This is a genomic window from Proteus mirabilis HI4320, from assembly GCF_000069965.1.
Taxonomy (GTDB): domain Bacteria; phylum Pseudomonadota; class Gammaproteobacteria; order Enterobacterales; family Enterobacteriaceae; genus Proteus; species Proteus mirabilis.
This window is the reverse complement of sequence record NC_010554.1, coordinates 150634-166304: the sequence shown is the minus strand read 5'-3', so window position 1 is coordinate 166304 and position 15671 is coordinate 150634. Positions and strand designations below refer to the sequence as shown.

The window sequence follows — 15671 nt, the reverse complement described above, 5'->3', positions numbered from 1 at the left end:
GCAATCATTCATCAACTTAATTATTTTTTATCCCGGGAAACAACTTTTGAATAGAGGTTTTCTTATGCGAAAAAACAGAGGGGTTTTGCCTCTGGCTCTGTTAGTGCTTTCAGGCAGCTTGGTTATTGCTGGATGTGGCGACAAAAATCAGTCTGCTGGAGGTCCACCTCCTGCTCCTGCTGTAGGTGTTGTTACATTAGATGCGAAACCACTGACTATCACAACAGACTTACCTGGTCGTACATCTGCTTATCGTATCGCAGAGGTTCGCCCTCAGGTTGGCGGCATCATCTTAAAACGCAATTACACCGAAGGTAGTTATGTAGAAGCAGGAACATCTTTGTACCAAATCGATCCTGCTATTTTTCAAGCTACATTAAACAGTGCTCAAGCTGATTTAGCAAAAGCAAAAGCGAATGCTGAAATTGCTCGCCTAACTGTAGAGCGCTATAAACCTCTACTCGGCACCAATTATGTCAGTAAACAAGATTTTGATACCGCAACATCTCAGTACGCTCAAGCTGTTGCTGCAGTAAAAGCAGCTGAAGCTACAGTGACTAATGCAAAAATTAATCTTGAATATACCAAAGTCACCGCACCAATTTCTGGCCGTTCAGGTAAATCAACGGTAACAGAAGGCGCATTAGTTGCACCTGGTCAGCAAGTGGCTTTAACAACCGTTCAGCAAATCGATCCGATTTATGTCGATGTGACACAATCGAGTGAAGATTATCTGAAATTAAAAAATGAAATTGAAAGTGGCATTGTTCGTCAAGAGCAAGGTAAACCTGTTGTTCACTTAACCTTAACCAATGGTCAATCCTACGCTCAAAAAGGTCATTTAGAATTTTCTGATGTGACCGTTGATGAATCCACAGGCTCTATCACTATGCGTGCAATCGTACCTAATCCAAATGGTGAATTACTGCCTGGTATGTTTGTTCGTACAAAATTAGAAAATGGTATTCGTCAAAATGCTATTTTGATCCCACAACAAGCTGTTATTCGTACTCCTCGTGGTGAAGCAACAACCATGGTCGTTAATAAAGACAACGTGGTTGAAGTGCGTACTATTGAAGTATCACAAGCAGTTGGTAATAAGTGGCTAGTGAATAGTGGTGTTCAGGTTGGTGACCGCGTTATCGTTTCGGGGCTACAAAAAGCAAAACCTGAAATGAAGGTTACGCCACAAGAAGAAAATTTAGATGCAACAGCATCAACTGAAAAATCTGAACCAGCGAAGGATCCTCAATAAGGAGTCGATGATCTATGCCTAAGTTTTTTATAGACAGACCAATATTTGCGTGGGTAATTGCCATAATTACCATGCTTGCTGGTCTTTTGGCACTCATCAAACTGCCTGTTGCACAATATCCAACGATTGCACCGCCAGCGATTTCCATCTCTGCGGTCTATCCAGGAGCTGATGCAACCACGGTACAGAATACTGTAACCCAAGTTATCGAACAGAATATGAATGGTATCGATAACATGGTTTATATGTCTTCAACCAGTGATTCTGCAGGTATGATGAATATCACGCTGACCTTTGAAGCTGGTACTGACCCTGATATTGCGCAAGTCCAAGTGCAAAATAAATTGCAATTGGCAATGCCTCTTTTACCTCAGGAAGTACAACAACAAGGGATTAGTGTCGATAAATCTTCTAGTTCATTCTTAATGGTTGCAGGTTTTATCTCTGGTGATGGCTCAATGTCACAAGATGACATCGCCGACTATGTAGGTGCAACAATTAAAGATCCATTAAGCCGTGTCACAGGGGTGGGTGAAACTCAGTTATTTGGTACACAATACGCGATGCGTATTTGGTTAGATCCAGATAAACTGGTGAAATATAACATGACCACACTTGATGTTATTAATGCGATTAAATCGCAAAATAACCAAGTGGCGGCAGGTCAATTAGGTGGTACGCCACCAGTGCCTGGTCAGCGTTTAAATGTATCTATCATTGCGCAAACTCGACTTAATACACCTGAGCAATTTGCTGATATTCTGATGAAAGTCAATCAAGACGGTTCACAGGTTAAGCTAAAAGATCTGGGTATTGTTGAGATGGGGGCTGAAAACTACAGCACGATTGCTCGCTTTAATGGCTTACCTGCAGCAGGTATTGGTATTAAACTGGCAACAGGTGCTAACGCCCTTGATACCGCAACAGCAGTACGTGCGGCACTTGCTGATATGGAGCCATTCTTCCCTTCTGGATTAGAGGTCGTTTATCCTTACGATACAACACCATTTGTTAAGATCTCTATTTTTGAAGTGGTTAAAACGCTCGTTGAAGCCATTATGCTGGTGTTTGTAGTCATGTATCTGTTCTTACAGAACTTCCGTGCTACATTAATCCCAACCATTGCTGTGCCCGTCGTATTATTAGGGACTTTCGCCATATTGTCCGCGTTTGGCTATTCGATAAACACCTTGACGATGTTCGCGATGGTACTAGCCATCGGTCTACTGGTTGATGATGCTATCGTTGTAGTAGAAAACGTTGAACGTGTGATGCAAGAGGAAGGACTGTCACCTAAAGAAGCGACACGTAAGTCTATGGGACAAATCCAAGGTGCATTGGTGGGTATTGCCCTCGTGTTATCTGCGGTATTTATTCCAATGGCATTCTTTGGTGGTTCAACGGGTGCGATTTACCGACAGTTCTCAGTTACTATTGTATCAGCGATGGTGCTGTCTGTTTTCGTGGCATTGATTTTAACCCCTGCACTTTGTGCAACATTGTTAAAACCAATCCCGAAAGGCAGCCATGGTGTACAAACAGGTTTCTTTGGTTGGTTTAACCGCGTTTTTGAAAAAAGTAGTCACCACTATACAGACAGTGTTTCTCGTACACTGCGTGGTACAGGTCGTTACTTACTGATCTACGTCTTACTTGTTGCTGCTATGGCAATTATGTTTGTGCGTTTACCGGCGTCTTTCTTACCAGAAGAAGACCAAGGGGTATTACTGACAATGGTTCAGTTGCCCGCTGGATCAACCCAAGAGCAAACTCAAGACGTATTAGCACAAGTCAATGACTACTTTAATACTAAAGAAAAAGATGTGGTTAAGTCGGTCTTTACCGTCAGCGGCTTTGGTTTTGGTGGTCAAGGTCAAAACATGGGGCTTGCTTTCGTCGTATTAAATGATTGGGATGAGCGTAAATCAGACCAAGACAAAGTCCCTGCTATTGTCGGTCGTGCTAACCAAGCTCTTTCTCAAATTAAAGAAGCCTTTGTTTACTCCTTTAATATTCCAGCGATTGTTGAGTTAGGCTCTGCAGGTGGTTTTGAATTCGAGTTAATCGATAATGCCAACCTGGGACACGAAAAACTCATGGAAGCAAGAAACCAATTGCTTGGAATGGCAGCACAAGAGCCACAAATGTTGACGGGTGTGCGTCCTAACGGTCAAGAAGATACCTCTCAGTATCGTCTTTATATCGACTTAGAAAAAGCACAAGCTCAAGGTGTTGCGGTCAGTGATATCTACTCAACATTAGGTACGATGTTTGGTGGTAGCTACGTTAACGACTTTATCGACCGTGGTCGTGTGAAGAAAGTTTACGTTCAAGCAGAATCACAATTCCGCATGTTGCCACAAGATATTGCTAATCTTTATGTTCGTAACAATGCGGGTCAGATGGTGCCTTTCTCATCCTTCATTGATACTAGTAAAGATCCTTGGTTATATGGCTCACCACGTTTAGAGCGTTATAATGGTTTACCAGCTGTCCAGATCCAAGGTAGTGCAACACCAGGACAAAGTAGTGGTGATGCAATGCTAATGATGGAACAACTCGCCAGCAAATTACCAAGTGGTATTGGCTACGAGTGGACGGGTATGTCATACCAAGAACGTCTATCAGGTAACCAAGCGCCAGCACTGTATACTATTTCATTAATTGTAGTATTCCTTTGTTTGGCGGCACTCTATGAGAGTTGGTCAGTGCCTTTCTCAGTTATGTTAGTCGTACCTTTAGGGGTCATTGGTGCATTAGCATTTACTACATTGAGAGGGCTTGAAAACGACGTTTACTTTAAGGTTGGGCTACTTACCACCATTGGGTTATCGGCGAAGAACGCCATATTGATTGTCGAATTCGCCAAAGACTTAATGGAAAAAGAGGGTAAAGGGCTAGTAGAAGCGACGTTAGACTCCGTTAGAATGCGTCTACGTCCAATTCTAATGACATCGTTAGCCTTTATGCTTGGGGTTATTCCTCTGGTATTAAGTAACGGTGCAGGCTCCGGTGCGCAAAACTCAGTAGGTACAGGGGTATTCGGTGGTATGATTGCCGCGACATCCCTTGCTATTTACTTTGTTCCTATTTTCTTCGTTGTGATCCGCAGAAGGTTTGCGAAGAAAAACGAAGACTTAGAGCACCCAAACTATCCGCACCAAACTAAGTAATCATTATGCTATACCACAGCCAACATAATTTGTTGGCTACCCATCAAAAAGGTCGCTTAGCGGCCTTTTTGTTTTATTTTAATTTTTCGTGTTAATCCCGCCCCTTTATATTGTTATCAATTAAAGAAAAACATATCCCTAATCAATAAATCAGTTTAATTTTTTTCTTATATATGACTTTTTGTCAAATTTAACGCACTATTTTTTATTAATATCAGCTTATCACCAAGACTATTTAGCGATATAAGACATTTTTAGCAAACAAATACTAGGATAATCATCAAGTTAATTATCCTTACTTTTACGCTTCTCAACTAAATTTTTACGAAAATAGACAAATTTCTATCGCTCAGATAGTGACTTATGCAATAATAGTGCTATATTAAGCGTACAGTACTTTTATTTTGTACACTTTTTCAACTTGCATTGAATGTAGTTTCGTATTTAAATACCTTTTTCAAATTACACCATTACTATGTAGAAATAATAAAAACAATTATTAAACATTATTGGTATATGAATAAAATATAAAGTTGCTGTTTATTTTAAGATTGTTTAATTAATTCATTACTGAATTAAGCCGCAAGCTTCATTAATAGCTAATTTATCAGTATTAATTATTAGTGTTTCTTTAGCATAATTCAGTCACAATAAGCTATGGACGAATATTCACCAGAAAAAATAGATTTAGCTGAATTGTCATTTTTATGTGAAGAGCTATTACAGCAAGCATTAAGCTCATTAGATAAAGGTACCGCAGTTTGGAACAATGATCTAAGTAGCACAAAAAGCGTTGACCTTAATGCCCTAATTGATCACATTATGGGCTTTAGTTGGCTGTTTAAGATAAAATATCCTGATAAACACGCTATTAACACTTTAATGGAAGAGTGCATAGAAGAGACTTATCGGTTATTCGGTAGTGACTCCATTTCCTACTCGGAATTGAATAATTGGAAAGAGTTAAACTATTCACTGTTAACGCTTATCGATAAAAATCCTAAAAGTTATATCAAGTAAATTAAATTACCTTTAGTTTTATTTAAATTATAGAGAAAAGACAACATGACTAAAACAGACTATCTAATGCGTTTAAGAAAATGCACCTCAATCGAAACCCTTGAAAGAGTGATTGAAAAGAACAAATATGAACTGACCGATGATGAGTTAGAGCTATTTTATTCAGCTGCAGACCATCGTTTAGCAGAGCTAACCATGAACAAACTTTATGACAAGATCCCAGCATCTGTTTGGAAATTTGTAAGATAATCGTATTAGCAAGTAACCATTAGTATCCTCTTATTTTTACTATCTCTTTATAGTAATTGGGTTAATAGTTCTTATTTTTAGGTATCGTTTTATTCATGCTTTTTTAATAAGTAAAATGATTACACACTATCATGCCGTGCTTATAACGGCATGACGGCATAATTCTTACAACTTCTCTTATTATTCATCTATAACGCGAAGGCGATAATAGGTGAAAGGTATTCTGTTTCTTATTAATTCACCAAACCCATATTGAGAGTAAATATAGTTAAAAAAACTATTAATTAAACAATATGTAAATAGAAATATGTTTAGATGCAAACGTTCAACGATACGATTACGATGAAGAAAGTAACTGGATAAAAAATAGCGGGATTGCAATGCAGAAATTGGGTGGGGCCTTGCCAGCGACATCCCGGCACACACGACACCTGCCATGGCTGCTTCCTTCCGGACCTGACCGAGTTAACAAGTTAGTGTTGCGGGAGAACCAACAAGCCCCCATAGATTGTCTTATTGCTAAGACGATATGCATTATCTTTTAAAGCTATCCAAATAGCAAGGAAAGCCAGACCAAGTGCTGATAAATTACTCAATAAGGCCTTATGCTTTGCCAAATTCTTTCAATTTATGCCCTCTATTTAGCTAATATCGCGATTGCTCCCCTATCAAATAAGGTGTTACGGCATTTTTAGCAAAATATAAACAGCAGATTATTTTTTTATCCGATAGCGGATTGTATATAATCAAAACTATAAAACATAATCTATCCGATGATATATAGGTAAACTATGAGCCAGGCATTAAAAAAACTTATCAACTTAATGGAGCTTGAAAAAATAGAAGAAGGCCTATTTAGAGGTCAAAGTGAAGATTTAGGTTTACCACAAGTCTTTGGTGGACAAGTTGTTGGCCAAGCTCTTTATGCGGCAAAACAAACAATTGCTGATAATCGCTATGTTAATTCATTTCACAGCTATTTTTTACGACCTGGTGATAGCCATAAGCCTATTGTTTACGATGTGGAATCTATCCGTGATGGTGGCTCATTTAGTACTCGTCGCGTCAGTGCTATTCAACAAGGTAAGCCTATTTTTTATATGACCGTCTCTTTCCAAGAGTTTGAAGAAGGCTTTGAACATCAAGATATGATGCCTGAAGTCCCTTTTCCAAATGACTTGATCTCTCAAGATGAGATATTGAAAAAACTTGCCCCAAAATTACCCGAACCTCTAAGAACACTCGCATTAAGAGAAACACCTTTTGAAGCACGCCCCGTGCAATATTTTAGCCCGTTTGGTTATGAGAAAGCACCTGCGGAACGTTATGTTTGGTATCGTAGTCGCGGAGAAATGCCATCTGATCCTTTCCTACACCAATACTTATTAGGTTATATCTCTGATTTTGATTTTTTACCCACCTCACTGCAACCTTATGGTTTAGGTTTTATGGATCCGAGTTTACAAGTGGCTACCATCGATCATTCCATGTGGTTCCATCGCCCATTTCGTGTTGATGACTGGTTACTTTATGCTATTGAAAGTCCATCAGCCTCAGGTGGTCGCGGATTTGTGAGAGGAAAAATGTTTAATATGAGTGGGCAACTAGTTGCCTCTTCTGTTCAAGAAGGTGTTATCCGCCAAAAACGAATAAAATCAAACAAATAACGCAGTGAGAATATTCCCCCCTCAGTTGAGGGGGAATAGACCATTACTGCTCGTACGCTCTTTCTCCATGAGTGGTTATATCTAATCCATCATGCTCTTCTTCTTGTGAGACACGCAATCCCACTAGCTTATCGGCGATTTTAAAGGCAATGTAAGCCACAACACTTGACCAAATAAGCGTAATCACAACACTAAATAATTGAGTTAGCACTTGCTTACCTAACGTCATATGCTCGCTATAACCAATGCCCCCTAAAAATGAAGCCGTAAATATGCCCGTTAATAAACAGCCCGCAATACCACAAGTACCATGAATACCAAAAACATCACAGACATCATCTGCTTTTAACCAACGTTTAAGAACCACAACCCCCCAAAGCCCGATGATGCCAGCAATAATACCAATAACCAAAGCACCAATAGGGCCTACGGTTCCCGCGGCTGGGGTAATAGCAACTAATCCCGCAATACATCCTGAACAACTACCTAACATAGAAGGTTTCCTTCTCACTAGCCATTCAGCAAATGTCCACGCAAGAACTGCACCTGCGGTAGCTACAACTGTATTTAAAAACGCCAATGCAGCAATACCATTAGCGCTCCCTGCAGAGCCTGCATTAAAACCAAACCAACCAATATAAAGTACCGCTGTACCAGTAAAGACCATAGGTAAATTATGTGGTTTAATCGCAGTATGTTGATAATCACCTCGTTTACCTAGTAAGTAAGCACCAACAAGCGCTGCTACAGCGGCATTAATATGGACAACCGTCCCTCCCGCAAAATCTAATGCTCCATCATCGATAAGCCAACCACCTTCTCCCCATACCATATGGGCAATGGGAATATATGAAAAAGTAAACCAAATAACAGTAAAGATAAGCAGTGCTGAAAAACGAATACGTTCACCTAATGCGCCAACAATCAGGGCCACGGTGATCACCGCAAAAGAGCCTTGAAATACAACATGCACATATTGATTAATTTCACCAGCAACAGAATCGACTGAAATATTATTGAGAAAAGTAAGTGACCACCCACCCCAAATCTTATTTCCAGCAGTAAACGCCAAACTATAGCCAAACATAATCCAAAGGATAATCACTACACTGAAAATCAACATCACTTGCGTCATTAGTGATAATACATTCTTACTGCGTAGTAACCCGCCATAAAAGAGTGCGATACCGGGAATAGTCATAAAAAACACCAATGCACTACAGATCAGCATAAAACTGTTGTCCGCTTTATCTATGTCTATTGTGGTGGCTCCAATAGCTAACTGAGGTAATAAAAAGTATGTAAGTGCTAACGTAAAAAAATAACTAATAAATCGTTTCATTTGTTAGCTCCTCTACAAGGCTTCTTCACCAGACTCTCCTGTACGAATACGGATCGCCTGCAATAACTCTAAAACAAAAATTTTGCCATCTCCTACTTTACCAGTATCAGTAACTTGGCTTATGGCTTGTAGCACAGGCTCTAATTGCCCATCACAAACCGCTAATTCTATTTTTACTTTAGGAAGAAAGTTAACCTCATACTCAGCTCCCCGATAAAGCTCGGCATGTCCTTTTTGTCGCCCATATCCTTTTACTTCACTGATTGTCATTCCATTAATCCCAAGCTCAGAGAGTGACTCTCTTACATCTTCTAATTTAAATGGTTTAATAATCGCGATGATATATTTCATATAATTGCTCCATACGGTTTTAGAAAGCGCCATACTGATAGAGCAAGAGATATGCCAATACTTATTTCATTGATAAATAAATAAAAAATAAATATCACTCACTAACTTAGTGCAATAAATGCTCTTATCATGTCCACAATGCTAAAAATTGGGGCAAAAAGTGAGGCAATAAAAAACCCAGCATTGGCTGGGTTAGGATGAATGGAATTTAGATAATATCACTCAACAACGGCTGGCTCTTGAACTTGTAATGACTCTTTAACTTGTTGTAATTGGTACATATTGTAATAGCGACCTTTTTGTGCCAATAGTTGTGCATGTTTACCTTGCTCAACAATCTCACCACGATGAAGCACTACAATTTCGTCAGCATCGATAATGGTTGAAAGGCGATGAGCGATAACAATTAATGTGGTTTTTTCTCTTATTTCCGTAAGGGCTTTTTGAACAGCTTGCTCTGTACCCGAGTCGATATTTGCCGTTGCCTCATCTAAGATAAGAATACGGGGTGGAAATAATAATACTCGAGCTAATGCTAATAACTGTTTTTGTCCCGCGGATAAGCGACTACCCTGTTCACCTAAGGGGGTTTCTAAACCATCAGGTAATGTTTTTACCCAGCTATTTAATTGTACAGTTGCTAATACTTGCCATAAGTGAGCTTCAGAGCAGTGACGCCCTAAAGTAATATTGTCACGCAAAGTACCTGATAATAAAACAGGATCTTGCTGTACCATCGCAATACCGCTTCTTAATGCCTGATGGGAATAGCACTCTAATGGATGGTTATCTAAGTAGATATGTCCTTTCTGCCATGGATAATTTCCCATAAGCAAACTGGCTAAGGTACTTTTTCCACTGCCAGTATGCCCCACAAAAGCGACAAAGTGGCGAGCAGGTATATCAAGATTAATCTCTTTTAATACCCACTGCTGTTTTAGATACGCAAACCACAAGCCGTTAATGGCTATATCTCCTTGGTTAATGGTATAGCTTGCATTGCCATATTGCTGCATCGGGGCGTCCATTAACTCAAAGACTCGTTCACCGGAAACAACCGCTTGTTGTAATAAAGATTGTTGAGACGTCAGAGTAATAAGAGGTTCATTAAGACGACCTAAATAGCTGATAAAAGCATAAATTACTCCAACACCAATCACAGCACTACCTTGATATCCAAACAGTATCAATAAGCCACATAGCACCAATGCAGAGAGCATACTGAGTAACGGGCGCAATAATAACCCGTCAAGTTTTAGTGCTTTCATTCGTGCTTGATAATGTTGCCAGCTATCATCTGACATTTTCTTACCGAAGCGAGCTTGTTGACGAAATTGCTGGATAACCGACATACCATTAATCACTTCATGAAAGCCATCATTAATATTGGCAAGATAATGACGCACATTGCGGACAATCGGTGTACTTAGCCGTTGATAAAGCATCATCACACCAATAACCGCAGGGAAAATCGTCATCGCCACTAATGCCATTTGCCATTCGAGTAGAAACATAGCGATTAACATCACAACCACCAATGCTATAGCACGAAATAGAGCAGGAAAGACGTTAACAAATAGATCTTTGATAGTTTCTGTATCATTGGTAACACGAGAAATCAGCTGTCCTACAGGCTGATTATCAAATGCACTTAATGGCTGTTTTAGCGCAGCACTCATCACATCTGCTCGTAACTGTTGTACCACCCCAACAGCGGCATAATTAAAGACGATTGTTTGGTAATAGTGCAATAGTGCCGCAATAATTTGTAATAGAATAAAAGCAGCAGCAAGACCTAATGCGCCTCGCCATTCAACTTGATGAGTCGCTACTTTAGCATCAATAAAATAACTAATAAGTAAAGGTCCACCCACTTCTGCAATCGCTGCCACCCATAACATCACCACACCTAATGTCATCGGTTTGCGATAGGTTTTGCCATAAGCTAATAATCTTTTTAAGGCCGGCAATAACGTTTTAATGGATTTATTATTATTTATCGTCATCTAATGCGGCCTCGAGTTGTTGATAATGGTACATATCTTGATACCAACCTGGCACTGCAATAAGTGTTTGATGAGTACCTTGCTCTATGATTTCGCCTTGTTTTAATACCAATATATTTGTTGCATCAACCAGTGCAGATAAACGGTGAGCACTAATAATAATGGTTTTCTCTTTACGCCATTGAGCCAGATTTTGTAAGATCTGGTATTCAGTTTGTCCATCAACGGCTGATAACGCATCATCTAATAACAAGATTTCCGCATCTAACAGTAAAGCTCTAGCAATGGAAATACGTTGCTTTTGTCCCCCCGAGAGCATGACCCCTTTTTCACCAACTTGAGTCAGATATCCTTCGGGTAAATTTAAAATATCATCGTGAATATTGGCGATTTTGGCTACTGCCTCTATCTCTTCTTTGGTAGCATCAGGGCGTCCTAAGGCTATATTTCCGGCAATCGTATCCGAAAAAAGAAACGGTGTTTGGTTGACAACAGCAAGTCTTCCCCGCCATTCATCCAATTTTAATTGGTAAAGGGGGACAGATTGAAAACGAATATCCCCTTCACTGACATCATATAAGCGCTGGATCAGCGCTAACAAAGTGCTTTTCCCCGCCCCAGTCATACCGCAAATACCCAACATCTCACCAGGAGAGAGTGTAAAATGAATGTTTTTTAGTACATCAACTTGCTGTTTGGGGTAATGAAACGCTTTAATATCTACCGCTAAAGTTCCTTTTTGATGCATTAGTGATAGTTGACCATCAACCATAGCCGGTTGCTCATTGAGTAATGCATTGATCCTGCTATAAGCCGCACTACCACGCTCAACAATATTAAACATCCATGCCAGCGCTAACATAGGCCAAATCATTTGCCCTAAATACATTACAAAACTGGTTAATTCTCCCAATGTCATCGTGCCATTGAGAACAAAATAACTTCCTCCCGCCACAGCAAGTAAGTTAGCAAAACCAATTGCCATAAAAATCGTGGGGTCAAACAATGCATCGACTTTTGCCACTCGCATATTTTGTCGACCCGTCTCTTTTGCAACCGTTTCAAAACGTGAAGCATGTTGCTGTTCAAGACCGAAAGATTTGATCATACGAATGCTACTTAAACTTTCTTGCGCTTGATTATTCAATGAAGAAAATAGTGCTTGTGCACTTTTAAAGCGGTGATGTAGTTTATCGCCATAGCGTTTAATTAATATCGCCATTAATGGCATAGGTAACAATGAGATAAGTGTCAATTGCCAACTTAACTGAATACTCATCATCACTAACACCGCAAGTCCCATTACCATAGAGTCAACAAGGGTTAACACCCCTTCCCCTGCGGCAAAAACGACTTTATCAACATCATTAGTGGTACGTGCGATTAAATCACCCGTGCGATAGCGTTGATAAAAAGCCGATGATTGAAGACTAAGTTGGCGATAGATTTGCATACGTAATTTCACCGCCAGTTGGTAAGAAGCACCAAATAACCACAGACGCCAAATATAACGTAATAAATAGACAGCAAGGGCGATCAATACCATGATCCCGATCCACCCCATAATTTGCTGAAAAGACAGGCTATGGCTATCAACACCATCAACAATAATCCCGACGATTTTCGGAGGGATCACTTGTAGAACGGCGATAACCATCAATAAGAAAATAGCACCGACATAACGACGCCATTCGCTGATAAAATACCAACTGAGCTGTGAAAATAGAGCCACGCCTTAAATCCTAAGGTTGTACAAAAAATAAAAGTGCCAGTTGGTAAAGAGGGATCTTATTCAGGTATCGGCATTGCCGTTGTGTATTTAATTTTTTCCATTGCAAAGTTAGAAGTTACGTCAATAAGCCCAGGAACGCCGTTAACCATGCGTTTGTAAAATTGGTCATAACTTTTCATGTCTACAACTTCAACATGCATTAGATAATCACACTCACCCGCCATTCGATAGAATGTCAGTACTTCTGGCATTTGCTTAACGAATGATACAAATTGTTCATACCACTCGCTATTATGTTGCTGTGTTCTTATCATAACAATAACTGTTAAGCCAAGCCCAATTTTTTCGCTGTCGAGTAATGCAACACGTTTACGAATATACCCTTCATCCTCGAGTCTTTTCAATCGTTTCCAGCAAGGTGTTGAGGTTAGGTTAACCGCCTCTGCCAAAGTATTCAGTGAGAGGCTTGAATCTTCCTGTAATAGCGTTAATAGTTTTCGGTCAATCTTATCTAACATAAATACTCCTTTAACATATGCCCCTACAAAAAATAGTAATTATCTACCCCTGCTATAAGAATAATCTCTTACTGATAATTTGGTGATAACTTGTCATAATATCTGCAATATTATGCGTATTAATCCTTAAAAAATATCAATATTCAGGAGTATTCTGATGAAAAAAACGGTCGTTGTCTTTAGTGGTGGACAAGATTCGACAACCTGCCTAATCCAAGCACTAGAGCAGTATGATGAAGTTCATTGTATTACATTTAATTATGGACAACGTCATAAAGAAGAAATTGAGGTAGCACAAAGAGTCAGTCAATTATTAGGTGCAACCGCACATAAAGTTTTGGATGTCAGTTTACTCAATGAACTCGCTATCAGCAGCTTAACACGTGACAATATTCCTGTGCCTGATTTTAAACAGAGTGAACAAAGCGATATTCCTAGTACCTTTGTACCTGGTAGAAATATTCTATTTCTTACATTAGCCGCCATTTATGCTTATCAGATTGGTGCTGAAAGCGTTATTACTGGCGTATGTGAAACTGATTTCTCAGGTTATCCAGATTGTCGCGATGAGTTTGTTAAAGCTCTAAATCATGCGGTAAATTTAGGTATTGCTCGTGATATTCAGTTTATCACTCCGTTAATGTGGTTAGATAAAGCGCAAACTTGGGCACTCGCTGACTATTACGGTAAGTTAGATTTTGTACGCCACAACACCTTAACTTGTTATAACGGTATTCAAGGTGATGGTTGTGGTCAATGTGCCGCTTGCCATTTAAGAGAGCGTGGACTTCATGGCTATTTACAAGACAAAAATGCCGTCATGGACGCCATGAAAAATAAAGTTGGCCTTAAATAATCTGTCAAAAATGTGTTAGCTTTGTTTTCTGTGCGTTTACACCCGTAGCAGTTATTTTTAATTCGCGGCCTGTTAGGTTGCTAATAAAGTCGTCGAAGCCGTGATAACTAATTAACCAGTTGTTTTACCCAGTTTTCCCCTGTGATTTTCTCCGCCCTGAAAACAACAGAGCGGGGAATTATTCTATACCAAAACCAATTGACCTCCTCCATGCCCTAAAGGACGTGGCTCCCTACAGCGTTCAGACCACCGTCTGACTCACCTCGGTGGCTTCCTGCTTCAGCGAGTGGGCTGACTACTCCCCCTTTCCACAGGCAAGCACGGTATATCCTGCCGCTAATATGTTACGAGTACCGATAAAATTAGACGGTTGACCGGATAACATCAATGCTAATCAGCAGACTGGCGTACATACTCCAATTTTTCTCGTAACTGATCTGTAAGTGTTAATGCTTTTTTAGTATTGATATCAACGAGTACAAAAGTCACTAATGCATCTGAAATCAATGCACCATCTTGTTTTCTCACTATTTTTTGAGACAACACGCCACTTTTAATACCGACTTCTGCAATATCACAACTAATGATTAGTTCATCGCCTAAATTAGCAGGCAAACGATAGTTGATATTAATATTCGCGACAACGAGTGCTAGACCATGCCGTTTAAACCAAGCGAGATCTAAGTGTTGTTCAATCCAATCCCATCTCGCTTGTTCTAAAAATTCAAGGTAACGTGCATTATTCACATGCTCAAAAACATCTAAATGGAATCCATAAACTTTAATTAATGTACTCATATGACTTTATTACCTCTTGATATCCCTAACAAACTTTAGCTAAGAGAAATTTCTATGTAATATCTTAAATATAGTCAAAAATATCAAATAGGGTATATTTCATCCGATTATTTATTACCCAAATTAAAATACCATCTGATTATTAATATTATATAAAGGCAATTCTGTACCCCTTTTTGATCACAAAAAAGGGGTACAGTATTATCGAGTAATTAGTTGATAATAATTAGATCTTTATTTTGTTCAATAAGCTTCATACCAATACCAAAGACCTTGGCGAGATCATCAAAAGAAGCAAAACGCCCCACTTTTTCTCGATAATCGATAATGGCTTGCGCTTTTGCTTTTCCGATCCCTTTTAGCGTCATTAATTCATCAAGTGTTGCACTATTAATATCCAACTTTCCTTGTGCACTAGCGTTTACCTCACTGACAGCACTCTCTTTTTGATCCCCTTTTTCAATCAACATGGTTGATGTTGAAGGCGATATATCATCGGCATAAGAGAGTGGTGATAACCCTAAACCTAATGTTAAACATATTGATGCCATAAATGCTGATAGTGTTTTTTTATCCATTTTAATCATCTCCTTTTTGTAAAAATAACTGTATATTCAACAGCAAACAGCGATTACTGAATGCCATCAAATAATGCCAAGCCTTAAATAATTCAGCAATTAGCAACCATATGAATTACGAGAGAG

Annotated in this window: 13 protein-coding genes and 1 other RNA gene; 6 read left to right on the top strand and 8 right to left on the bottom strand. The window is 39.3% G+C overall.

The features are described 5' to 3' along the window. Positions 1-64: 64 nt before the first annotated feature. From PMI_RS00640 to PMI_RS00625, 4 genes are all read left to right on the top strand, one after another. Positions 65-1255: an efflux RND transporter periplasmic adaptor subunit gene (locus tag PMI_RS00640; RefSeq protein WP_004247237.1), complete on the top strand. Its 1191-nt coding sequence runs from the start codon at positions 65-67 to the stop codon at positions 1253-1255. A gap of 14 nt (positions 1256-1269) precedes the next feature. Beyond that, positions 1270-4428, top strand: coding sequence for an efflux RND transporter permease subunit (locus PMI_RS00635; protein ID WP_004245072.1), 3159 nt, complete (start codon positions 1270-1272; stop codon positions 4426-4428). A 657-nt stretch (positions 4429-5085) separates the two neighbouring features. Continuing rightward, positions 5086-5448, top strand: coding sequence for an Hha toxicity modulator TomB (gene tomB, locus PMI_RS00630; protein WP_004245073.1), 363 nt, complete (start codon positions 5086-5088; stop codon positions 5446-5448). A gap of 45 nt (positions 5449-5493) precedes the next feature. Further along, the gene (locus PMI_RS00625) at positions 5494-5697 is read left to right on the top strand and encodes an HHA domain-containing protein (RefSeq protein WP_004245074.1); all 204 of its coding nucleotides are present in this window, start codon (positions 5494-5496) and stop codon (positions 5695-5697) included. Positions 5698-6096: 399 nt separating this feature from the next. Here the strand turns inward: PMI_RS00625 and ffs are convergent. Beyond that, an RNA gene (gene ffs / locus PMI_RS18800) (signal recognition particle sRNA small type) lies at positions 6097-6193 on the bottom strand. Positions 6194-6488: 295 nt separating this feature from the next. Here ffs and tesB point away from each other — a divergent pair. Next, positions 6489-7364, top strand: coding sequence for an acyl-CoA thioesterase II (tesB, locus tag PMI_RS00620; RefSeq protein ID WP_012367483.1), 876 nt, complete (start codon positions 6489-6491; stop codon positions 7362-7364). Positions 7365-7407: 43 nt separating this feature from the next. Here tesB and amtB read toward each other — a convergent pair whose 3' ends face one another. From amtB to PMI_RS00595, 5 genes are all read right to left on the bottom strand, one after another. Continuing rightward, positions 7408-8706 (bottom strand): ammonium transporter AmtB, encoded by a 1299-nt coding sequence (amtB, locus tag PMI_RS00615; RefSeq protein ID WP_004245076.1) that lies wholly within the window; start codon positions 8704-8706, stop codon positions 7408-7410. 12 nt (positions 8707-8718) lie between these two features. Then, a complete protein-coding gene (locus tag PMI_RS00610) occupies positions 8719-9057 on the bottom strand; it encodes a P-II family nitrogen regulator (protein WP_004247234.1) in 339 nt (112 codons plus the stop codon). 218 nt (positions 9058-9275) lie between these two features. After that, positions 9276-11063 carry a SmdB family multidrug efflux ABC transporter permease/ATP-binding protein gene (locus tag PMI_RS00605; RefSeq protein WP_012367482.1) on the bottom strand — a complete coding sequence of 596 codons (1788 nt, stop codon included), beginning with the start codon at positions 11061-11063 and terminating at the stop codon, positions 9276-9278. After that, complete coding sequence (locus tag PMI_RS00600) at positions 11050-12795, bottom strand: SmdA family multidrug ABC transporter permease/ATP-binding protein (RefSeq protein WP_012367481.1); 1746 nt, start codon at positions 12793-12795, stop codon at positions 11050-11052. Before PMI_RS00600 ends, PMI_RS00605 begins: the two co-directional genes overlap by 14 nt. A 56-nt stretch (positions 12796-12851) precedes the next feature. Next, entirely contained in the window at positions 12852-13313 is a 462-nt protein-coding gene (locus PMI_RS00595; RefSeq protein ID WP_004245080.1) for an Lrp/AsnC family transcriptional regulator, read from the bottom strand. Positions 13314-13470: 157 nt separating this feature from the next. On the opposite strand from PMI_RS00595, the gene queC reads away from it, so the two are divergent. Continuing rightward, a complete protein-coding gene (gene queC, locus PMI_RS00590) occupies positions 13471-14169 on the top strand; it encodes a 7-cyano-7-deazaguanine synthase QueC (RefSeq protein ID WP_004245081.1) in 699 nt (232 codons plus the stop codon). A 390-nt stretch (positions 14170-14559) separates the two neighbouring features. Here the strand turns inward: queC and PMI_RS00585 are convergent, their stop codons facing one another. After that, complete coding sequence (locus PMI_RS00585) at positions 14560-14967, bottom strand: acyl-CoA thioesterase (protein WP_004245082.1); 408 nt, start codon at positions 14965-14967, stop codon at positions 14560-14562. A gap of 212 nt (positions 14968-15179) precedes the next feature. Beyond that, entirely contained in the window at positions 15180-15554 is a 375-nt protein-coding gene (locus PMI_RS00580) for a ComEA family DNA-binding protein (RefSeq protein ID WP_004245083.1), read from the bottom strand. Positions 15555-15671 lie beyond the last annotated feature (117 nt).